We start from the raw sequence: 21,440 nt of genomic DNA, 5'->3' as shown, positions 1-21,440 counted from the left end.
GACATCACAGGTAGGCAGAATGCAGTGGTCGGCTATGGGGTGAGCCGGTTTGGTCCGCGGAAGAGGAAGGTGGCCTCGCGGATCGACTCCAGGCCGAGCATGACCATCAGTACGCGTCCGAGGCCCATGCCCAGCCCGCCGTGTGGCGGGCACCCGTACCGGAACGCGTTCAGGTAGTCCTGCATCGGCTCCGGGCTCATGCCCTTCTCGGCGGCCTGCTTCAGCAACACGTCGTAGCGGTGCTCGCGCTGGGCGCCGGTGGTGATCTCCAGGCCCTTCCAGAGCAGGTCGAAGCTCAGGGTCACGCTGGGGTCGTCGGCCGGCCGCATGTGGTAGAAGGGTCGGCTGCTGACGGGATAGTGGGTGATGAACACGAACTCGTGGCCGGTGGCCTGCTGGATATGGGCGCTGATGCGTCGCTCGCCCTCCGGGCCTAGGTCCTCCTTGATCCCCTCCGGGGTCCAGCCGCCCTTGCGCAGGATCTCGTGCGCCTCGGCCATGGTGATGCGGGGGAAGGGCGTCGTGGGGACCGTGATCTCCACACAGAACCGCTCGCGGACGGCCTCGCCGTGGGTGTCGGCGACTTTGGCGATGGCGGGGGTGAGCATCCGCTCCTCGAACGCCATGACGTCATCGATGCCGTCGATCCAGGCGAGCTCGACGTCGACGCCGGTGAACTCGGTGGCGTGCCGGGAGGTGAACGACGGCTCGGCACGAAAGACGGGGCCGATCTCGAAGACCTTCTCGATGCCGGCCGAGATCGCCATCTGCTTGTAGAACTGCGGCGACTGGGCCAGGTAGGCGCTGCGGCCGAAGTAGCCGAGCTCGAAGACCTCCGCTCCGGATTCCGAGGCGGTGCCCATGAGCTTGGGGGTGTGCATCTCCGTGGCGCCCTGCGCGTAGGCGTACTCGCGCAGCCCCTGTTCCAGGGTGGTCTGCACGGCGAACATCAGCTGGGCGGCGGGACGGCGGCGCACGTCCAGGAAGCGCCAGTCCAGCCGGTGCTCGATGCCCGTCTGCTCGTCGATCGGCAGCGGGGTGGCGACCGGGTTGGGGACCTCGACGGTCTCCGGAACGATCTCCAGGCCGCCTAGCTTGACCTGGGCGGCGTCCGTGACCCGTCCGGTGATCTTGAAGGCGGATTCGGGAGTGAGGGCTTGGAGCCGGGCCTCCAGCGGCCCGTTGTCACGCTTGTGGGTCACCTGCACCATGCCGGTTCCGTCGCGTACGACGACGAATTGCATCTTGCTCTGCAGGCGCAGGGTGTTCACCCAGCCGAAGACGGTGACGGTACGGCCGACGTGTTCTCGCAGGTCGGAGACGTGTACGCGGCTTTGGATCATTGCGGTCCTCCGAAGGACATCGTCATGATCCCTTGGGAGTGCGGGCGAGAAGGGCAACTCGCGGTACCACCGCACTTTCACCGCCACCAGGTGGCGGCCTCGTTCTGGCCCGGTGACGGGGGCCAGCCGGCGGGGCATTGGGCCATAAGAGAGGCCGTTCCTCCCCGCGCTCGGGAGGGTCTTCGCCTCGGGGCGCGAGACCGCCTTCCCAGCTGCCGGCGGCTCTCTCTGCTCGCGTGGTCCCTGGCTACTCGTCTCCGTCAACGCGTTGCCCGGAAGGATGCGAACGCCGCGATCGCGTCCGCAATCGAGAATGCACCCAGCGTACGCGGTCGGCCTCATACTGCCTGAGATCGGATATCCGCCCGTCCTTGTTGGCCGCAGCCTGGCTCGGGGCCCCCGCCCTTGCTACTCCGTCGCCCAGATGAATGTCGATGCCGCATCGTTCCGGTAGAGCAGGACGTCGCGGAGAACCTGGTGTTGCTGGGACTCGGGAATCTACTCGTCCCCTTCGGGCCACCGCCGGATCTACCCTTGAGTGCCTCCGAGCTCCTTGGCGATGTCGGCGATCCGCTGCTCCGTCTTGATCGCGGCCTTGCGCTGACGCTCCAGTTTCGCCTTAGCTGCCCGAAGCTCGGTAGCCAAGCGCTCCTGCTGGACCTTGCCGTCGGAGTCCTCCGTGGGCCCGACGAGCGCGGCCTCGATCACGCCTCGCCGCTCCCCGCAGGTCGGGCATTGCACAACGGATGTCGAGTAGTGCTGGTGGTCGCGGTGTTGGGTGCGGCGAACGGTGTGGTCACAAGTGAGTGTGAGGTCCCAGTCGTTCAAATCCCGCTTGTCGGTCTTATGGCCGAAAAGGATCTTTGCGATGGCCCTCGCCTGTTCCTCACCCATGGGAGGAGGTGGGCAGCAGTGGCCACAATGCTGGGTGCGGGACCCACTCACCGTCCAGCGATGGGCTCGACACTCGCCATGCCGCTCCTTGTATCGGGCCTCCTCCGCGTCGTACTCGGCCCGTTCTTCAGACGTCATCCGCAACAGCGGTGGCCGGTCGCCGAGGCCGTCGAGAATCGGCTCGCCGCAGCCACGGCAGGGATGCCCCGCTATCAGCTCCTCACGGCTCAGGTACATGCCTTCCCGTTGCCACTGCTCGCGCTTTTCCTCCTGGCGCCGGTCGTCCTCCTCAGCCTGCAGTGCTTTTCTGCGGGCTCCCGCTCGGGCCCGCTGCTGCCGCTGCTCCTCCGTCAGTTTGCCCACGGTGGCCTCCGGTCTATTGCTCGCGGGCCCAGTGTGAGACAGAAGGTCCGCAGTCCCGTTGCTTTGACCGTCCTGCGCTTCCGTATGTCTTGAGATAACTGATCAAGAAAGACAACTGACCGGAATTGATCTCAGACGGCATGCCGATCCGATCCTGAGCACGTCGAAGGGAGTGCGCCCGGGTCGAGCCGGCGTCAGGAACGCCGGAGCTTGCTCTTGTCGAGGACGAGGAGCTCCAGCCCGGCGTCGGAGCAGAGCTCGGCGGCCTGCTCGCGGGTGGCCCGGAGGACGGTGTCGACGGCGGCGAGGAGGTGGATATCGACACCGAGGCGGGCGCTTAGGGCGATGTCGTGGGTGAGCTGTTCGGTCGTGAACTGGGACGCGGACGTCTTGACCTCGCCGGACAGCACGCGCCCGCCGTAGAGGCCGAAGACATCGGCCTCGCCGCGTGTCTGGTCGGAGAACCACAGGTTGACGCCGGGCAGGAAGTACGAGTTCGGCTCCCTCTCTGTCAGTGCGGCGATGACGAGCAGGTGGGGGAGGAGGCCCTGGTCGCTGGCGCGGTCCACGAAGCTGTCCAGCCGGTAGAAGACGGATAGCCCGTCCGCAGTGGTCTCGTAGCGGGAAGGGGCGGAGCAGCCTGGGCACACCGGTCGGCGTTGGGTCTGCTCGAAGGGGTGGAAGGTGCGGACGCCGCACTGGACACAGTTTGTTTCCACCCCGCGTTCGGCCCAGCCGAGCGCGCACAGGCGCTCAGCCGCCTCGGAGGCTCGCTTCGGCGGCAGCTCCAACTTCGTGGTGGGGCGGTAGCGACGCTCGGCACGGCCACCCCACATTGATGCCAGCTCGACCAACTGTGCGAAGTCGTCCGATCCTTCCGCTTTGATCTTCCGCAGCTCCTTGAGGAGTTCCTTGGACCGGGGAGTCGTGAGGGCGATCACCGCTTCGTACACCCCTGGTTCGAGCAGAGCGGCGATCTCGGCCTGTGCTTGCAACGCGACCCCGAGCTTGCCCTTGTCAGACAGGGTGTGGCGGGTGCTCGCCTCCGCCAACACTGCTTCGGCGGCCTGCGCGAGCGTGGGCACGGTGATCGAAAAGATGTACTCGTTCTGTGCGTGAGAGCGCAGCTGAATGCTGTCGCCGCGCCACTCCGCGGCCTTCTCGACCAGCGTCGCGACGCAGTTGCGCCGTGGGAGGCCGTCGAACGGGCTACCCCATGCCCGGATCAGCGCCCAGCTGCCTTGGGTGTGGAAGTGCACGGGCGAGGTGAACCGAAGTGTGCTCGCATCTCCGGCGAACACGTGTGCGTCGAACGAGGTCGACAATCCGTACTCGCGCTCCCGCAGCAGCCACTGGCGTGGATCTAGGTCGGTCCGGTAGGTGAAGGGAGCCTGCCGAAGCGCGGGAGTGGGGAACTCTGTGCCGGCCCTGACCTCTTCCTCCGTGTGCTGCAGCTCCAGGACCTTGGCGATCTCGTGCAATTGCTCTTGGGGGACGTTTCTGCTGAGCAGCATCACATCGGGGGCGAATTCCGCAGGTCGGCTGAGCATACCGGTCAGCTGCTGGGCGAGGCCCAGCCAGTGCTGGACCTGTCCGGTAGGTAGCAGCAGCATAGGCATCCCGGCGCGGCTGGCCGGCCGGAGCGCGCGGGCGTTCCAGAACGCTAGGCAGTCCTCGACGTCGTCGGGCGCGGTGACCCACACGGCTGCGGGCAGCGATCCGAAGGCGTTGCTGCGGTGCTCGCCGAACTGCGCGATCGTGCTCTGCAGATGGGTGGCTCCGTACAGCTGCGTCCGGCCGTACTCGTCGGGCAGGCCCGAGCGCACGGCGAGAGCGGTGTGTCGCAGCTCATCCGCCTGGTCCTCGCTGAGGAGGCCAGCAGCAGCCACTTGCCACAGCGGCGCTCCCTCCACAGCGACGACCGGCAGGGTGGATGGCTGCACAGGGGGGTTGACGTGCAGCGGATGGCAGGTGAACATCGCGGCGCCAGCATGGTCGATCTGGGCGATCGGGATGCAGGTCAGGCTCAGGGCGGCAGCCGCGCGCTGGGCGAGCGCGTCGTCGACGTCCACGTTGACGACAGCTTCGACCTTCGCGGTGGCTACCGTCTGCCGCAGCTCGTCGGGGATCTCGCCGTTCTCCGGAATGGCAAGGATGGGTTCGGTCATCCCGCCCCACCGAGTGCTCGCTTCCTGCACTGCGCGACGGAAACCGGTGTCGCTTCCCACGCGGATGAGATAGGCGGCGCGCGCCGGCAGCACAGCGGCCTGCATCATTGACTGGCCGAGATAGTCCCTTCGATCCATGCAGACGATCCTGGCAGCACCGGGAAGGCGCTAACCCTGTTTCGCCCTCTTGAACTCCATGTTCAGCGGCGTTCCGCCCCTGCTCCTGGCGACATCCCGTGTTCCAAGTAGGCGGTCAAGCCGCTCGCGCGGGCCTGGATGCCGGCAGTGATTCGGCGTACGAGGCGGGGGATGGTGATCTCGGGCAGCTCTTCGGCGTGGTGAAAGCCGAAGCCGCGGAGCTCGTCGGCTTGCAGCGCGATCTGCTGGCGTTGGCCTGCACTGAGGCGGCCCCCGTCGAAGAGATAGAGGACCTTGTCGCCCTCTCCCGGGTTCGGTGCCCAGTCCACGACGAGCAGGCGACCGATGGGGGGCTTGATGCCTAGCTCCTCGTGGACTTCGCGCACGCAGGCTTGCAGGGGCGACTCCCCGTGCTCGACGTATCCGCCGGGGATATCGCGATAGTCCTTGTACGAGGGTTCGATGAGCAGGATTCGGTCGGCGTCGTCGAAGAAGAGTGCGCCTGCTGCCATGCGCGGGTGGGCCATCTTCGCTTCGTGCTCGTTTTCGCTCACGGGATGGACTCTAGCCACCCACGACGCCGAGTCTGCGTGCCAGGTCCGCCACGGGTTGGGACGGGCGGCCACGGGTGCCGCGGATCCAGCCGATGACCAGTTCCCGACTCAGGTAGTGGTGGCGTACCTGTTCGGGAGCGGCTCGTTCGGCGTCCAGCAACCTGGCCAGGGCTTCGTCGGTCCGGTTCCAGGCGCTGAGTGCGCGGGCGACTTCCAGGCTGTGCCTCACACGCCGTTCGACAGGCAAGCCACTGGTGTCGATGCGTTGTCCGAGGTCCACGGCTATCTGGATGTCACCGAGCTCTCTGGCGGTGGCGACGCAGTGGATGGCCACATTGGTCGGTCCGAAGGCCGTCCATAGGTGGTTGGCGTCGGTGCCCAGCCGCTGCGCGGCTTCGTCGGCCTCCCGAAGGAAGGTCTGTGTGGTTGCCCGGTCCTCCGCTCGGGCGGCCGCCATAGCGCCGGCGAGGAAGAGCGTGCCGTAGACGGAAAGGTACTCGTCGTTTGCGGTGCCCAGATCCGGCTGCATGACGGCTGCCGCATCGTTCACCATCTGGATCGCCGCGGTGAAGCGGCCGGTAGCCATCAGACAGTGCGTGACCGCCCGGAAGAGCGAGCCCGTCACCGAGTTCTGGCCGCTCTGTTGCGCGGCTGCCAATCCACGGTCGGCGGCGATCCACGCCAGTTCCGACTCGCCGACCTTACCCAGCACCATTGCCGCACCGTGGTAGGCCAGGGCGAGCTCGGCATGAGCCTCCTCCCGTTCGCGCCCTGAGTACGCGCGGGAGGCGGCAAGGGCATCGGCCAGGACAAATGGAAGCCGTCGAGTGGCGAAGCCGTACCGGGAGACTTGGTAGGCATCGAGGACTTCCTTCACGTCGGCCCGCAAGCGCTCCAGAGCAGGTGGTTCCTCGTCGGGTGAGGTTCCCAACAAAGGCGTGAGCTGCCTGTAGTCCATGAGGGCGTTTCGCAAGGCCGGGACTGTATGCCGGCCGCTGTCGTTGGACCACTCCATGAGGGTCGGTTCGGCGAGCAGGTCTCCGAGGGACACGTCGAGGGCTTCGGCAAGTGAAGTGATCACCGAGAGGCGGTCGAGCTCGATCCGGTTGTTCTCCGCTTTGCTCAGCCAGTCCGTGGTGCGTCCGACAAGGCCGGCCAGGACCTCTTGAGAAAGGCCGCGTCGGCGCCGGTACCAGGCGACGCGCTCCCCGGTGGTCAGATGCTCTGTGATTCCTCGCATGTCCTGAGCATCACCTCGTGGCCGAAAGGGGCCCCGGAAGGATTTTCCGGGGTGCCGCGGGACTCCCCGCCTACTGTCGCAGGAGACCGAGAAGGCCGCAGGGCAACGTCATCAACTCCCTTGTGTCGGCTCGCTTTGACCTTCGGCTCTGCTTCTCAAACGGGAGGAGGGCACGGCCCGCGGAACGGAGGTGTAGAGGGTGCGCAGTTCCAGTCTGTCACCGAACCCGCAGAGAACGGCCGTAGCGCCAGCACGGTCACTTCAGCCGGAGAGTCCGGTTACGCACGGATCACCGATCTACTGATGGAGCCTCATCATGCGCTATCTGCCGACGTGCATCCCCTTGTTGATGGGGCCGTCCGCGATCGCTACCCACTCAATGGGTGACGTATTGGTTGCAGCCATGCCGGCCGTTCCCGGCGATGGCAGCGGTGGCGATCTGGCCGGGAGGACGCTGTGAGGAGCCAACCGCGGCTGCACTGCGAAGCCCCGGACCGGATACTGCTGCTGGACGCCTGCGGAGTCGTGCTGGGTGAACCCATGGAGCCGTTGTTCCGCGCCGTCGCGTCTTCCAGTGGTCTGAGCCCCACTGTGGTCGCCCAGCTCTTCAGGCAGCGGTTCCGCGATGACCTGTGGGCCGGCCGCATGGATGAGACGTCTTTCTGGACCTCCCTGGCCGCGACCTGCGGGTTGGAGCGCGCTCCGGCAGAGTGGCGTACGGTCCTCGACCAGTCCATGCGGGCCATGCCTGTGGTCCGCCGGCTGCCGTCCTGGGGACGGCAGGCCCGCCTGATCCTGGTCTCGAACCACCGGCACGAGTGGCTCGTCCCGAGGCTGGAGGCGCTCGCCCTGGCCGGCCATTTCTCGGACGTGTGGATCTCCAGCCTCACGGGATTGGTCAAGCCGGATCGAGCGGTCTACGACCGAGTGCTCGGCAGCACTGACCTGGCCCGAACCCTCTACGTGGACGACAAGCCGGCGAACGTCGCTGCCGCCAGGTCGCTTGGTGTCAGGAGCCTGCTGGCCGACGTCGACGGCCGGTGGTCGGAGGAGGTGGACGCGTGGCTGGGATGCTGACCGGTCCGGTGGAAGAGGTGATCAGCCAGGACTTCGTCGACCGGATCCCCGATCTCATCGCCCTGCTGGAACCTGTCGTGGCCGACATCCCCCGCGAGGGCCGGCAGTGGGTCTTCTACGGCAGCCTGCCGCTCGGTCAGGGGCGCGAGGGCAGCGACCTCGATGCGTTTCTCCTCCATGACGGCAGCCTCGGTAGTGCTCCGCACAGGCGAAGTGCCTCGTGGGGTGCGACACCCGTGACGATCTACGTGCTGTCGCACGGAGATCTGGCAGACGACGGACTGAGGCGTCAGTTCGGCGGATACTTCACGCTGAAGCTCTTTGGCCCCTTCGTGACCGACCGGCCCGAGCGTGACCTGTTGCTTTCGCAGCACACCGCCCGGTTCCTGGCGCCCCTTGCTGAATTGCTCGCCCTGGGGCAGCCGGACACGGCCTGGAACGCGGACCAGCTGCTCGCCCACGCCCATCTGGCGTTCCTCGACCTCTATCCGGACGCCGCGGGCTACCTGGCCAGGCTCCTGCGTAACCCCCCGCTGATGACCCGCGTGTGGGGGCACCAGCGCCACACGTACCTCGAATCACTCCAGGCTGATGGGTACATCGCACCCGCGGGCACCCACGGGGACTGGGTGTACACCGGGCGCACACCAGTCGATGACGCCGACCGGGAACGCGCCCGCTGCACGGCCCGGTTCTGGGCCTTCGGAGCCGTGTGCCACGAAGCGGACCCTGGCTTCCCGGACGTGTACTTCGGCAAAACGGACGCTCACGCAACTCCACACGAACAGCACTCCGCCTTGGAGTTCCTCCACGGCATCGCCGAGGGGGGAGGCGCACCGTGATCTTGACCCTGGCGGCGTGGCACGCGGCATCCAACCGGCAGACAGCCGCGCGCGAAGAGCACCGCTCACGGCAGTTCGGCCTCCGGCCGGTCGTCGGCTCCGATGACCGGGCGCAGGAGACGGGAAAGCCGATGCTCCCCGGCGAAGTCTGGGCGACCCAGACGCTAGGTGCCTCACAACCGACCCGCCGCTCGGCCGCCTCTCCGATCCGCGTAGGGTTCGCCGGCCGGCGCCTGCACCTAGGCCACCTCGGACTGGCACGTACAGCAGCTCAGATGGCCGAGAGCGGTGCGCACCTTCTACTGTTCGACGCCTCGGACGATTCCACCTCCATCGTCGATGGCTTCCGCACCGCGGTCTGCCACTACGCAGGAGCCTCGGTGCCCGATCAGCTCATCGAGTACGGCCCCGAGCTACGACGGTGGCAGCACCAGGCGCTGTCCGGGCTGCGGCTGGACAGGATGCGCCGCCTCTACGGCTGGGACAGCAGTACACCAGCGAGCGCACTGACCGACCTGGAAGCCATGATCAGCTTCTTTCTCTACACCCCGGCGGGCATGGAAGAGGGAGGCGTCGCCCTGGTCGACGCCATGCAGGCACCGCACTCGGCCCTGCTGCCCCGAGCCGCACGGGCTGTCGACGCCAAGGTTCCGGAGTTGCTCTACCGCCGGCTCTTCCCCAGTCTGCGACGGGAAGGCGAGCGGGGCAGTGTCCGCGAGCCATCCTCCGTGGTCTTCGTGGACGACGACGATGTGACAGTCCGGCGTAAGTTCCTGCGCTCACGGACCGGTGGTCGGGCGAGCGTCGAAGAGCAGCGTTCCCTGGGTGGGGACGCGACGCGATGCTCGGCGTTCGCCATGATCGAGCTGCTGTGTCCACCGGAGACCGCCCAGCGGGCGCTGGACGGCTGCCTGTCAGGTCGGAGCTGCGGGGACTGCAAGGCGGAGCACCTGACCGGCGTCGTCGCCGGGCTCCGCGCCGCCACCACGGCGCCCCTGCGCGCAGGCACCTCCTCGCAGGTGGGACCCGCCGTCAGGCAGGCCGCAGGCGGACTGCACCGCCCGCCACCCCGCGACGCCACCGACCTGGAGGCTGCCATCGCGGAACGCTCCGGAGTACACCCTGACCAGGTGGTGGTGGGCCACGGCTCCACGGAGGTCATGGACTGGCTTTTCCGTATCCAAGCCCGCCCCGGTGGAAAGGTGGTCGCAACAGAGCCGACGTTCGAGCTGTACCAGGAGCTCGCCGAGCGCCACCGCCTGCGGTACGCGGCTGCTGCGTGGGACCCGTGCACCTTCACTCATGACGCCGCGGCCTTGGTCCGTCTGGCCGACCGCGACACGGCACTGTGCGTCATCGACGTCCCGCACTCCGTCTCCGGAGCCGTCGGCCAGGTCACCGAGCTGCTCGACCGCCTCTTCGAGACTCTGCCTGATGACGCCGCCGTACTCCTCGACCTCGTCTACGCGGACTTCATCCGCACGTCCATCGAACCAGCCTCGCTGCTGCTCAGCCGGTATCCGCGCGCCGTGCTGTTCGGGTCGATGTCCAAGGCTCATTGCGTGCTCGGTGCCCGAGTCGGTTACGCACTCGCAGCGCCTCCCTTGGCGAGCCGACTGCGCTCCCAGCGGCTCCCCTACACGATGGACTCGCTGGCGATCGCCGCGGCGCACAGCGCGCTGAGGGACGACCAGTCCCGTCAGCGGACCGTACAGGCCAGCCACGAAGCCCGGGCACGGCTCACGGCAACCCTCCAGAACCTCGGCGTCACATACGTACACACCGAGGCGAACTTCCTCCTGATGGATCTCGGCACGCGCCACGCATCGGTCACCAGGCGCCTGCGATCCAGTGGGACGCCGTTCCGAGACGGCCGGCGGTGGTCGATGCCCGGCTGGATACAGCTCCATCTGATCGACGTGCCCTTCGTCGAACCACTTATCGAGGCGCTTCAGCAGGGCACGACCGGCGAGAATGGGATCTCATCTCATCGACCGTCGTTGCACGACAAGATCTTTGAAGGGCCATCAGTTCCATGACAGACCAGCGCATGCTCACTGGAGACCGACCCACCGGAAAGCTGCACCTCGGCCACTACGTGGGCAGCATCGCCAACCGGGTGCAGCTCCAGCACAAGTACGAGACCTTCCTGATCATCGCCGACCTGCACATGCTCACCACGAAGAACACCCGGGAGGACATCGCCCAGGTCTCCACCAATGCCCGGGACATGGTCCTGGACTCTCTCGCGGCCGGCATCGACCCGACCCGGGCGACCTTCTACCTGCAATCGGCCATCCCTGAGGTCACCGAGCTCAACGCCCTGTTCCAGAACCTGGTGACCGTGCCGCGTCTGGAGCGCGTGCCCAGCCTGAAGGACATGGCTCGGGACGCGGGCAAGGAAGAGATGCCGTACGGCCTGCTCGGCTACCCGGTGCTCCAGGCCGCCGACATCCTCTGCGTCAAGGCGCACGTCGTTCCCGTCGGTAAGGACAACCACGCCCACGTGGAGGTCACCCGGGAGATCGCCCGCCGGTTCAACTACCTCTACGGGGAGACCTTCCCCGTCCCCGAACTCGTCGAGAGCGAGGTGCCCACCCTGGTGGGCACCGACGGCCAGGGCAAGATGAGCAAGTCCATCGGCAACGTCATCTACCTCTCCGACAGCGCCGAGGATGTCCGCAAGCGGGTCGCCGGCATGTACACCGACCCCAACCGGATCCGTGCCGACATTCCCGGCACGGTGGAAGGCAACCCCGTCTTCATCTACCACGACGTCTTCAACGACAACGCCGCGGAGGTCGCCGACCTCAAGGAACGCTATCGAGCGGGCAAGGTCGGCGACGTCGAGGTCAAGGACAAGCTGGCTGCCGCCATCAACCGCTTCCTCGACCCGATGCGGGAGCGCCGCGCACGCTACGAGGAGCAGAGCGGCCTCGTCGACGAGATCATCGTCGAAGGCACCGAACGCACCCGCCGCGAAGTGCAGCAGGTGGTCTTTGAAGCCCGCAAGGCGATGGGCCTGACCGCCGCCTACAACCAGCTGCGCCGCAAGGCCGAGCGAGCCCGCAAGAGCAGGGAAGACACAGCACCCTGAAGGACACCGGGAGACCCATGCCTTCTGGCACGTCGGTGCGGGAGCGGTCCTTAAGCTCCCGCACCGCCCACACCGTCCGTATCGTCCGCACCGGCTCCTCGGGAGCCCTCGTCCGCATCGTCCAACGCCCCGACGGCACGCTCGTGGCCGTCAAGACCGCCCGCAACCCGCGAGTGCCCGCCACCCAGCAGGCCCGCGCCCGGGACACCATCGCCCCCTACTTCGGCGCCAGGCTTCCCGAGGTCCTCTTCGCCGGCCACCACCACGGCAGCGACACCCTGATCACTCGCTGTCCCTCGGTAACCACCCTGGCAGACGCCGCTCTCCGTCCCGGGCCCACCACCCAGGCAGCCGCGGTATGGACCGAGGTGACCGAGGCACTCTGCCAGGTATGGCAGCAGTCCGCACGGACCGGCTTCGAGCCTGCGCTGGCCACCAGAAAACACACACTGCGACTGGAACGTGGCCGCCACGGCTTACACCACGCCGCGCACCACCTGCGAATACCGATCGACGGCCAGCACCACATCATCGTCAACGGCACGGACCACGGATCTCTGGACCGGATGCTGCATCGGCTGGCAGCTCTGCGACCACCCACTATTCGCGTCGCCTGCCACGGAGACCCACAACCCCGCAACATCCTGCTCGACCATGCGGAGCAGTGGCACCTGGTGGACTGGGAGTGGTCCGGCCACCATCAGGACTGGCGCATGATGACAAGCCACCTCGTCGGCTGGTGGTACGTCGAGAGCCTCCTGGCCAGCACGCACGGCGGTATCACGCCTACACGGTCCGCACTCGCGCTCAGTTACCGCAGCACACCCCCGGCCGTTCTCTCCAGGTGGACCGCCCCCGCGGTGCGCGCCTTCCGGCGGATGAGTCGGCCCGCCGAACTCGAAGAGGACTTCAGTGCGCTCGCTGTTCACACCGCGATGCTCCTGCTCCGGGAAATACCCAAGGTCATCGTGGAGGGAAGGCACCACCTGTTCGCTCCACTCCTGGGCGAGGCGGCCCGGATCCTCGACTCCGCGTACTCAGACCGTCCGCACCCGCTGCTGGAAGCCTTCACCCACCCGCAGCAGACCGAGGGGAGCCTGGGGTGATCACGATCGGCCTGGCACTGCCCCATTACGACGGCTTCTTCCCCAACCCAAGCGTCACCGGAGCACACCGGACGCGCAGGGCACTCGCCTACGCCCAAAAAGCGGAGCAGGCCGGACTGCACCAGCTCTGGGTGTCCGACCATCTCTGGCTGGACGTCGCCCCCCAGGACCGTCGCCGCTCCCCGGACTGCTGGACTCTCTTGGCGGCGATCGCCGCGACCACCCGTCACATCCGGCTCGGATCTCTGGTCACCCCCGCATCGCTGCGGGAACCCGCACTCCTCGTCCACCAGATCGCAACGGTTGCCGATCTCGCCGGAGAACGCCTCGACATCGGCCTCGGCGCCGGCTGGAACGCCGCGGAGTTCGCAGCGGCAGGTCGTCGGTTCTCCGCAGCCGCCGACCGGCTCGCCGACGTGGAACGGACTGCTGCCCTGATCCGCACCGAGCTGGGTCCTATGGCACCGCCGGTTTGGGTCGGGGGCAAACGCAGCGGCATTCTGAGCGTCGCCGCACGCATCGCGGATGGTTGGAACCTGGCCTGGGACCCCACCCCTGCCGGCTACTGGCAGCGTCTCGCTCGGCTCAACGCGGCGCAGCCGTCGGCAAGGGAAGCCGCCCCGATCCTGCGCTCCGTCGGGCTCACCACCGTCATCGGAACGGACGAAGACGATCTCCACCAGCGGTGGACCAGGCTGCGCCGTTGGGTACCTGGCGGTCACCTCGACGGGCTCAGCTTCGACGCGTGGCGCAAACGGGGACTGATCGGCACTCCTGACGAGGTACACAGCCGGCTCACCGCATGGGAAAGCCTCGGGGTCGACCACGTCGTGTGCGCCCTCGGCATGCCCTTCGGTCTGTTCGACGACGAGCAGATCGACCTGCTCACGTCCGCAGCGCGCCGGGCCGGAGCCGCTACCACCGCTAAGCCACTCACTCAGGAAGAAAGGTATGGAACAGCATGATCGACCTTCCCGATCCGGCCACAGCATTCCAGCACGAAGAGGACTTCCTCCTGACCTGTGGCCCCAGCCGCATCGGCAAGATACTCGCGCTTTACGACCTCTACCAGCGGATCCGCACGGTCCCTGGCGCGATCGTCGAGTGCGGTGTCTTCCGCGGGGGATCCTTCACCATGTGGGCGATGCTGCGGCACCTGCTGGAGTCCGAGCACACCCGACCCCTCATTGGTTTCGACACGTTCGGGGAATTCCCCCACACCAGCGCCGAATCCGACCAGCGTATCGTCGACCACATCCAGCAGGTCGCCGGCCTCAACTGCATCGGAGCAGACCAGCTGCTTGAGACCCTGGGGCAACGGGGGCGCGGGCTCGAAGCGAACACGGTCCTGGTCCCTGGCGACGTGTGCGAGACGGTTCCGCAGTACGTCGCCAACCACCCCGAGCTCGCCATCTCACTGCTCGTGATCGACACCGACCTCTACGAGCCAGCCGTCACCTGCCTCACCGAACTCGTTCCCCTCGTGTCCCCGGGCGGCGTCGTGATCGTGGACAACTACGGGGTCTTCCCCGGCGAGACCCAGGCGTTCCGTGAGTACCTGGCTTCCCACCCGGGCACACGGTTGGAGCAGCCCGCTCACACCGGGCATCTCATGCACTTCTCCCCGTCCGCAGCAGTCGCGCCGAACCAGCCGCTTCCCGAGAGGCCGGCTGCCACGGAAGCTATGGGCACGTCCGAGTAGGTCGATAACCCCGAGAACTCACGCGTTGTACCCGCAAATCGACCAGCTCGTTGACGCGTCCGCCCGATCAAGCGCGATGACGACCGTCGAACAGCTTCCGTCACCCCGTGGCCCCGGCCATCCACCTCGCCGAGCGGCTCTTCCGCGCCTCCCCACACCGTCGGGCGCTTCGGTGCCGTGCTGCACCACGGCTTCGACGAGCTCGCCGCTCTCTGCGCTGCCAGCGAGGTGAAGTACCGCGTCGGCAGATGACCGCTCTGGTGTCGGGCGCTTGTACCACCCTCGGGGCGAGCTGCTGCGTGACGGTGACCAAACCGGGTTCCAGGGAAAGCCCCCCGCGTCATCACAGGAGGTCCACAGTCCCATGATCAGCGCCCCGTCACTCGCTCTCGGCATCGATAGCTCTGGACCAATCGCCTCCAAGCGTACGGTCCGCCGGTACGACCGCTACGGCCAGCGGAGGATGGGCGGCCACAAGAAAGGATGAGAACCAGAGAGCCCCTCGACACACACCCGGCACGGGGTGACGAAACACTGCGGCGGGCCTTGGAAGACGCCTCCATGGGCCGCTGGGAGGGCCCGCAGCAGATGCTGGCCTCGACCGGCGCGGACTGGGACCGGCGGATCTTCCGCCTCCAGGTTCTCGCCGAGGCGGGTGCGCGGCTGCGGTTCGCCGACACCTGGGCGAAGGCGGAACCGCGCTCGCCGCACGCACTGGCCCTCCTCGCGAACGTACAAGCCCTTCGCGCGATGATCGCCGGACGGAACGGCGGCCAGTCACTGATGCACGAAGCGTGGGCCACCTGCCGCACCGCGCTGGAGGTGTGGCCGCACGACGTCGCGCCCCTGGTGGTGATGCTCGCGTTGCTGCGGACGCACGCACCGGACCGGGCGACCCTGCGGCATGTGTGGGCGGAGATCAAGCACCGTGACCCGTGGAACCGCGAGGCCCACCACGAAGTCGTCACCTATCTGTTCCAGCGGTACCACGGTCGGCCCGGGGAGGCGATGTGGTGGGCCGAGGAGCAGGCGTCCATCGCCCCGCAGGGGCTGCCGATCGCGGTCCTGCCCCTGGTCGTGATCGCCGAGGCCCACCGGTCCCGTCAGGAGCGCGACCGGACGGCGTACGGGCTGACCATCCATCCCTGGATCGACTGCCCGCAGATCGACCCCGTGCTGGAACGCTGGTGGCGCTACCGCGCGCCTGGCCCGCACGCCTGCTTTGCCGATGACGCCAACTACCTGGCGCACGCTCTGTCGTTCGCCAACCGCCACAGCGAAGCGGCGGAGGTCTTCGACGCGATCGGCCCCTATGCCACCCGCGTCCCCTGGTCCTACTGCGGTCAGGCCGAAGACCTGTTCCTGCGGCACCGAGCCTGGGCCTACAGCCCGCCGCGACGCCGGCACCCCTGACCACCCTGACACCACCCCCTCCGATGTACGAAGGACGGCACCTCCATGCCTCTTGACGTCTCCCGTGTCTCCGACGAGGAACGCCTGAAAGAGCTCGGCTACCAGCAGACTCTCTCCCGCTCGATGTCCGGCAGGGCCAACTTCGGGGTCAGCTTCACGATCATCTCGATCCTGTCGGGCTGCATGACCCTGTACGGCTACGGCATGAACACCGGCGGCCCGACTGTGATCATGTGGGGCTGGCTGTTCGTCGGCCTGATGACCTTGTTGGTCGGCTTGTCGATGGCCGAGGTCTGTTCCTCCTACCCGACCAGTGCCGGCCTGTACTTCTGGGCGCACCGCATGGCCCCCGCGAGAACGGCCGCGGCGTGGGCGTGGTTCACCGGCTGGTTCAACGCCCTGGGCCAGATAGCGGTGACCGCGGGCGTCGACTTCGGCGCCGCGACCTTCCTCAACGCGCTGCTCGACCTTGAGTTCGGCTTCGCGGCCACGCCCGGTCACACCATTGCGCTGTTCGGGATCATCCTCGTCCTGCACGGCGTGCTGAACACCTTCGGGGTCCGCATCGTCGCCTTCCTCAACGAGGTGTCCATCTGGTGGCACGTCCTGGGCGTCGTCGTGATCTGCGGCGCCCTGGTGCTCGTGCCCGACCACCACCGGTCGACCGGCTTCGTCTTCGGTGAGTTCGTCAACAACACCGGCTTCTCCTCCAGCACCTACGTGGTGCTGATCGGACTGCTGATGGCGCAGTACACCTTCACCGGCTACGACGCCTCCGCCCACATGACCGAGGAGACCATCGACGCCTCCACCGCCGGCCCCAAGGGCATCGTCCGCTCGATCCTCGTCTCCCTCGCCGCCGGCTTCATCCTGCTGTTCGGCTTCACCTACGCCATCCAGTCCTACGCCGGCGCACTCGCCTCCGGGACCGGGGTGCCCCCGGCGCAGATCCTCATGGACGCCCTCGGCGCGGCAGCCGGCAAGTGGCTGCTGCTGGTCGTCATCGTCGCCCAGCTCTTCTGCGGCATGGCCTCCGTCACCGCCAACTCCCGCATGATCTACGCCTTCTCCCGCGACGGCGCCCTGCCCTTCTCCAAGGTCTGGCACCAGCTGAACCCCGCCACACGCACGCCCACCAACGCCGTATGGCTCGCCACCGGCGGCGCCTTCGCCCTCGGCCTGCCCTACCTGTGGAACACCACCGCGTACGCGGCGGTCACGTCGATCGCGACCATCGGCCTGTACATCGCCTACGTCATCCCGACCTACCTCCGGCTCCGCCAGGGCGAGCGGTTCGAGCGCGGCCCCTGGCACCTCAGCTCCTGGTCCCCCCTCGTCGGCACGATCGCCGTCGCCTGGGTCCTGGTGATCACCGTGCTGTTCATGCTGCCGCAGACCTCGCCCGTCACCGCGCGCACCTTCAACTACGCCCCTGTCGCGGTCGGCGTCGTCATCGCCTTCTGCGGCATCTGGTGGCTAGCCTCCGCGCGCAAGTGGTTCCTCAACCCTGCGCACCCGCGCAACTCCACGCCGGGTCGGGCGGATGCCGGCGGGAGGGCCGGCGTCCGCTGAGAGAAGCGGCGGATTCGGCGCTTGCCGCGAATCGGCCGAAGCGTGTCGGCCGGGCGCCGAAACCCGCTGGTCGTCGGTGCTCAGCCGCAGCGGGCAGCAGCCCATGCTGACTGAAAAGCCCTCACTCCAGGTGATCGTATCTCGACCCGCTGTCAGTGGTGCGTGCTCTCATAACCTGCGCGGGGATCGTCAACAGCCTGTGAATAGGGGGGAGTTACTTCGTGGCAGTACGGATGGAGGCGTGCGAGCGGGCCGCTGTCCCGATAAGGGACGTCGCCCGGCTTGCAGCACACAGCCTGCCGGTTGAGCCGGGGTCGGCCCGATGAGCGGCTGGCGCCCGGCGCGACGTTCTGCGCGGCGCCGACCGGCCCGCCGTTCCAAGAAGCAGGACGACCAGCTGGCCCTGCTGGGGGTTGTCGTCCTGGGGATCGGGTTGGTGATCACCGTTGTGCACTGGCTGCTGGTGCACTGGTGGATCATTCTCATCGCGGCCGTGGTCGCCGCGGTGGCCGGTGGCCTCTGGCTGCAGCAGGCGCGGCAGCGGGCCGAGTGGGAGCGCGTGCGTGCGCGCGCCCTGCGGATGCGGATCGCGGAGCTGGACGCCCTGGACCACCGCGCGTTCGAGTTCGCCATACGGGACCTGATGCGACGGGACGGCTGCCAGGCGGAGCAGCTCGGCGGTGCCGGCGACAACGCCTGCGACGTACGCGCCGTCGATCCCATGGGGCGCGTCTGGGCCATCCAGTGCAAGCACCGCCGGGACGGAGACCGCGGCTCCGCCGTCGGCGTCGGTGTCCTGCAGCAGGTCAACGGCACCGCACGGCAGATCCACGGAGCGGACGTCGCGGTCGTGCTCACCAACGGCCGCTTCTCCTCCAAGGCCATCCCCTGGGGCGCGGAACACCGGATACACCTCGTCGACCGCCGTCTGCTGCGCGAATGGGCGGCCGGCTCCCGACCGCTGTGGGACCTGCTGGACCGCATTCCCCCGCCGCGCCGCCCCACCGCCCTGTCTTGACGCGCAGGGCAGGGCGGCATGCGACGGAGCCGAGGGCCGTGGCTCCTCCGCCCCGGGCTGTGAATGGGGCAGGTGACGCTGCTGTTCGCTGCCCCGATCCAGCCATTGCCTAGGCACTCCGTCGCCAATCACTGGTGATCGAAACGTGGTGCTGTCGAGTTCCGCCTACGCAGGAAGGCGGGACGTCAGAGTGTTGTGCGCGGGAGGGGTGGCCAGGTGGTTCTGAGCATCAACGTGGCGGTTCTACTTGCTGTCGTCATCATTGTGCGGCTGCGCCGACCCACGCATGCCCGAAGCCGGTTCGATGAGAAGCTGACCGTGGTCATCGTGCTGGTGTTCGGCGTACTGATCGCACCCACCAGCTTCGGGCAAGGCATCCTCAACGCCGTGGGCCAGCTCGCCCGCAGCCTGTCGCAGACCGGTAGCCCCTGATCCCTCAGCGGTTCAGCGACACAGATGAGGCCAGCCTGACGTAGGCAGCCTCTTGCTGGCCCCACAGGCGTCCCTCATCGATGTGACCCGGCCGTTAAGGTCGTGTTCATGACCGCAGGGGAGCGCGTTGTCGTTGTCGGGGCTGGGGTGGCTGGACTCACCACGGCCGTCGTTCTCGCCGAGGCCGGGACTTCGGTGCACGTGATCGCCGAGCAGGTGCCAGGGGTCACGTCGCTGGCGGCCGGGGCGATGTGGGGGCCTTACCTGGTCGAACCGAAGGACAAGGTCGACCAGTGGGGACAACGGTCCTTGGAGATCTTCCGGGAGCTGGCCCAGGACCCGGCGACGGGCGTCCGGCTCACCAGTGGCATCGAGGCATCCCGCACGGCCGAAGCCGCGCCGGACTGGGCCACCACTTTGCCGGGTTTCCGGCCATGCGAGCGGGCCGAACTACCGGCCGGGTTCACGGCGGGCTACCGGTTCACCGTGCCGCTGATCGACATGCCCACCTACCTCGACTACCTCCTGCGCCGGCTCCGCGATGCCGGCGGTGTGGTCGAGCAGCGACGGCTGACTTCGCTCTCGGACGCCGGTCCGGCTTTGGCGGTCGTCAACTGCGCGGGCCTCGGGGCGCGCGACCTGGTTCCGGACCCTGACCTCCGGCCCATCCGCGGTCAGCACGTCGTCGTCACGAACCCCGGGCTGACCGAGTTCTTCTCCGAGGACACCGGTCTTTCCCCGGACCTCCTGTGCTTCTACCCCCACGGCGACACTGTCGTCCTGGGCGGCACAGCGATCGACGGCGAAGGCGCTCTGGCTCCCGACGACAAGGCGGCGGCTGGCATCCTCGCCCGCTGTGCCGAGGTCGAGCCCCGCCTCGCCGAGGCCCGTGTACTGGAGCACCGGGTCGGCGCTCGACCGACCCGCGCCACGGTCCGCGTGGAGGAAGAGGTGGGGGAGGACGGCACCGTGGTCGTGCACAACTACGGGCACGGAGGCGCCGGCGTCACGCTGTCGTGGGGGTGCGCCGAGGAGGTTCGGGTGTTGCTCTCCGTCAAGTGATCTGCACGTGGAAGAACGGAGGTTGCGACGTCCGCAGCGCGTGATCGCTCACGGCGCCCCGACACGCTTGTAGCCAGCCCACAACCGGCCACCGGCCTGCCCGAGCACCTCGTCCACGACGGCCACGAGGGTCTCTACTGTCCCGTCCAGGACCTCCTGTAGGCCGTGGTGGAGGCGTGCGCTGAGCCCTGGCGCGGTCGTCTCCAGACGGCGTGCCAGCCACTTCCCACCGCCACCCCACGAACCGCCAACGGCCAGTGCCAGCTCACCGCTGCGTCGGACCAGCTCGGTCGCGATGAACAGACGCTCACTCTGGTCGTCGCTTCCCGCGAGGTCGTCCAGAAGGTCGGTGATCGCGTAGCGGCGATCATCGATCTCTTCCGCCGACACCGGGGGCGGTCCTGCGGCGGTCAGCTTCCGGGACTGTGCGGCGAGCCGGGCTCCGAGTCCATCGGTGTCGAAGAGCAGCAGCCCGTCGGCACACATCCACAGCAGCGGTGACCGGCGCTTGCGCAACTCCCGTTCGACGTAGGCGTGCCACGTCGCCTCGGTGTGCACGAACATCTCCACCGGCCAGCCGGCGTACCGGAGGCTCGCCCGGTAGGGGGCTGGGGCTCCGTGGAGCAGGACCACGATGTCGAGGTCCGACATGGCCGTGCGGCGGCCTGTCACGACGCTGCCGCCCAGGAACGCGGCGCGCGCTTCGGGGTGCTGTTCATCTACGACGGCGCGTGCGGCCTGTATCGCATCCATGCGGCAACTATCCGCACTGCCCCCACCGGGCGCACGCCGTTTTCCGTGGCTGGACAGCGAGGTCTCGCGCTCTGCGTCTCAGTTCGCCGGGGGCAGACAGCAAAGATCCACGAATGACTGGTCAGCGCCGCAAGGGCATGTGAATCTGGACGACCTTCTCGCAAAAACACCAGGTCAAAGAGGTGATTGCTCGTGACTGCGGCACCCCAGGGCCCCGGATTCTCCACCAGCGTCGAGGCCCTGCGGCTGCGTGAGTGGCTGCTCGGACCGGGCCAGGCCACGCTCGTGATGGATCAGTTCTCCGCCGCCGACTTCCACCTGGTCGTCGACGACCGCGCGGACGTACACGTCAACTCGAAGGATGGATCCTTCTATCTCGGATGGTTTCCGTCCGGCCGCCCTGGTACCGACGGCGAGGGGTGGAAGATCGCCGTCACCGGTACGGCCAAGGTGCGCGGCTACCAGATGTCCTTCGACACCGAGACGCCAGCGGACGTCGTCGCTGCGGCAGTCGCTTGCGTGCTGGAGACCTCCCGGCGGGTGTGACAGCCAGAGGCTCGAGTCGGCGCCCTGGGGGAACCTGTCGTCTGCCTGGTGAGGGCGAGACGGGGTAGCCCGGCATCTGCCACCCGAGGTCGCCGGAAGGCCAGTCCGGCTCGTCCATCC

20 protein-coding genes are annotated in these 21,440 nt (G+C 67.7%); 14 read left to right on the top strand and 6 right to left on the bottom strand.

The features are described 5' to 3' along the window. Window positions 1-32: 32 nt before the first annotated feature. The 5 genes from aspS to FB563_RS12690 all read right to left on the bottom strand — a co-directional run bounded on the left by aspS (window position 33) and on the right by FB563_RS12690 (window position 6,700). Complete coding sequence (aspS, locus tag FB563_RS12710) at window positions 33-1,343, bottom strand: aspartate--tRNA(Asn) ligase (RefSeq protein ID WP_055704532.1); 1,311 nt, start codon at window positions 1,341-1,343, stop codon at window positions 33-35. Window positions 1,344-1,871: 528 nt separating this feature from the next. Then, window positions 1,872-2,600, bottom strand: a complete 729-nt coding sequence (locus tag FB563_RS12705; RefSeq protein ID WP_142218652.1) for a hypothetical protein — start codon at window positions 2,598-2,600, stop codon at window positions 1,872-1,874. A 194-nt stretch (window positions 2,601-2,794) separates the two neighbouring features. Beyond that, on the bottom strand, window positions 2,795-4,906 hold the full coding sequence (locus tag FB563_RS12700) for a hypothetical protein (protein WP_055704529.1): 2,112 nt from the start codon (window positions 4,904-4,906) through the stop codon (window positions 2,795-2,797). A gap of 62 nt (window positions 4,907-4,968) precedes the next feature. Next, window positions 4,969-5,460 (bottom strand): NUDIX domain-containing protein, encoded by a 492-nt coding sequence (locus tag FB563_RS12695; protein WP_079048563.1) that lies wholly within the window; start codon window positions 5,458-5,460, stop codon window positions 4,969-4,971. A 10-nt stretch (window positions 5,461-5,470) separates the two neighbouring features. Then, window positions 5,471-6,700, bottom strand: a complete 1,230-nt coding sequence (locus FB563_RS12690; RefSeq protein WP_199832732.1) for a transcriptional regulator — start codon at window positions 6,698-6,700, stop codon at window positions 5,471-5,473. Between the two features lie 316 nt (window positions 6,701-7,016). On the opposite strand from FB563_RS12690, the gene FB563_RS42890 reads away from it, so the two are divergent. The 13 genes from FB563_RS42890 to FB563_RS12625 all read left to right on the top strand — a co-directional run bounded on the left by FB563_RS42890 (window position 7,017) and on the right by FB563_RS12625 (window position 20,021). Further along, a complete protein-coding gene (locus tag FB563_RS42890; RefSeq protein WP_159045444.1) occupies window positions 7,017-7,160 on the top strand; it encodes a hypothetical protein in 144 nt (47 codons plus the stop codon). Next, window positions 7,157-7,777, top strand: a complete 621-nt coding sequence (locus FB563_RS12685; RefSeq protein ID WP_055704527.1) for an HAD-IA family hydrolase — start codon at window positions 7,157-7,159, stop codon at window positions 7,775-7,777. Before FB563_RS42890 ends, FB563_RS12685 begins: the two co-directional genes overlap by 4 nt. Next, window positions 7,762-8,619, top strand: coding sequence for a hypothetical protein (locus FB563_RS12680; RefSeq protein ID WP_055704526.1), 858 nt, complete (start codon window positions 7,762-7,764; stop codon window positions 8,617-8,619). The genes FB563_RS12685 and FB563_RS12680 overlap by 16 nt, the downstream gene beginning before the upstream one ends. Window positions 8,620-8,894: 275 nt before the next feature. Continuing rightward, the gene (locus FB563_RS12675; protein ID WP_159045442.1) at window positions 8,895-10,658 is read left to right on the top strand and encodes an aminotransferase class I/II-fold pyridoxal phosphate-dependent enzyme; all 1,764 of its coding nucleotides are present in this window, start codon (window positions 8,895-8,897) and stop codon (window positions 10,656-10,658) included. Beyond that, window positions 10,655-11,716, top strand: coding sequence for a tryptophan--tRNA ligase (gene trpS, locus FB563_RS12670; protein ID WP_055704524.1), 1,062 nt, complete (start codon window positions 10,655-10,657; stop codon window positions 11,714-11,716). The genes FB563_RS12675 and trpS overlap by 4 nt, the downstream gene beginning before the upstream one ends. Window positions 11,717-11,733: 17 nt before the next feature. Beyond that, entirely contained in the window at window positions 11,734-12,822 is a 1,089-nt protein-coding gene (locus FB563_RS12665; protein WP_055704523.1) for a protein kinase family protein, read from the top strand. Continuing rightward, on the top strand, window positions 12,819-13,787 hold the full coding sequence (locus FB563_RS12660; protein ID WP_055704522.1) for an LLM class flavin-dependent oxidoreductase: 969 nt from the start codon (window positions 12,819-12,821) through the stop codon (window positions 13,785-13,787). The genes FB563_RS12665 and FB563_RS12660 overlap by 4 nt, the downstream gene beginning before the upstream one ends. Further along, window positions 13,784-14,524: a TylF/MycF/NovP-related O-methyltransferase gene (locus FB563_RS12655; RefSeq protein WP_055704521.1), complete on the top strand. Its 741-nt coding sequence runs from the start codon at window positions 13,784-13,786 to the stop codon at window positions 14,522-14,524. The genes FB563_RS12660 and FB563_RS12655 overlap by 4 nt, the downstream gene beginning before the upstream one ends. 546 nt (window positions 14,525-15,070) lie before the next feature. Further along, on the top strand, window positions 15,071-15,937 hold the full coding sequence (locus tag FB563_RS12645; protein ID WP_234357597.1) for a hypothetical protein: 867 nt from the start codon (window positions 15,071-15,073) through the stop codon (window positions 15,935-15,937). 45 nt (window positions 15,938-15,982) lie between these two features. Further along, window positions 15,983-17,509 (top strand): amino acid permease, encoded by a 1,527-nt coding sequence (locus tag FB563_RS12640; RefSeq protein WP_055704519.1) that lies wholly within the window; start codon window positions 15,983-15,985, stop codon window positions 17,507-17,509. Window positions 17,510-17,831: 322 nt separating this feature from the next. After that, window positions 17,832-18,527: a restriction endonuclease gene (locus FB563_RS12635; RefSeq protein ID WP_055704518.1), complete on the top strand. Its 696-nt coding sequence runs from the start codon at window positions 17,832-17,834 to the stop codon at window positions 18,525-18,527. 216 nt (window positions 18,528-18,743) lie between these two features. Further along, on the top strand, window positions 18,744-18,959 hold the full coding sequence (locus FB563_RS12630; protein ID WP_055704563.1) for a hypothetical protein: 216 nt from the start codon (window positions 18,744-18,746) through the stop codon (window positions 18,957-18,959). A 108-nt stretch (window positions 18,960-19,067) separates the two neighbouring features. Beyond that, window positions 19,068-20,021: an FAD-dependent oxidoreductase gene (locus FB563_RS12625; protein WP_055704517.1), complete on the top strand. Its 954-nt coding sequence runs from the start codon at window positions 19,068-19,070 to the stop codon at window positions 20,019-20,021. Window positions 20,022-20,069: 48 nt separating this feature from the next. On the opposite strand, the gene FB563_RS12620 is transcribed toward FB563_RS12625, so the two are convergent. Then, window positions 20,070-20,774 carry a nucleotidyltransferase domain-containing protein gene (locus FB563_RS12620; RefSeq protein WP_055704516.1) on the bottom strand — a complete coding sequence of 235 codons (705 nt, stop codon included), beginning with the start codon at window positions 20,772-20,774 and terminating at the stop codon, window positions 20,070-20,072. A 192-nt stretch (window positions 20,775-20,966) separates the two neighbouring features. Here FB563_RS12620 and FB563_RS12615 point away from each other — a divergent pair, with 192 nt between their 5' ends. Continuing rightward, window positions 20,967-21,320, top strand: a complete 354-nt coding sequence (locus tag FB563_RS12615) for an SPDY domain-containing protein (RefSeq protein WP_055704515.1) — start codon at window positions 20,967-20,969, stop codon at window positions 21,318-21,320. Window positions 21,321-21,440: the final 120 nt, after the last annotated feature.

Origin of the sequence: Streptomyces puniciscabiei, assembly GCF_006715785.1 — a bacterium.
GTDB lineage: Bacteria > Actinomycetota > Actinomycetes > Streptomycetales > Streptomycetaceae > Streptomyces > Streptomyces puniciscabiei.
The sequence above is the reverse complement of the archived record's forward strand: the minus strand, read 5'-3'. Positions and strand labels throughout refer to the sequence as shown.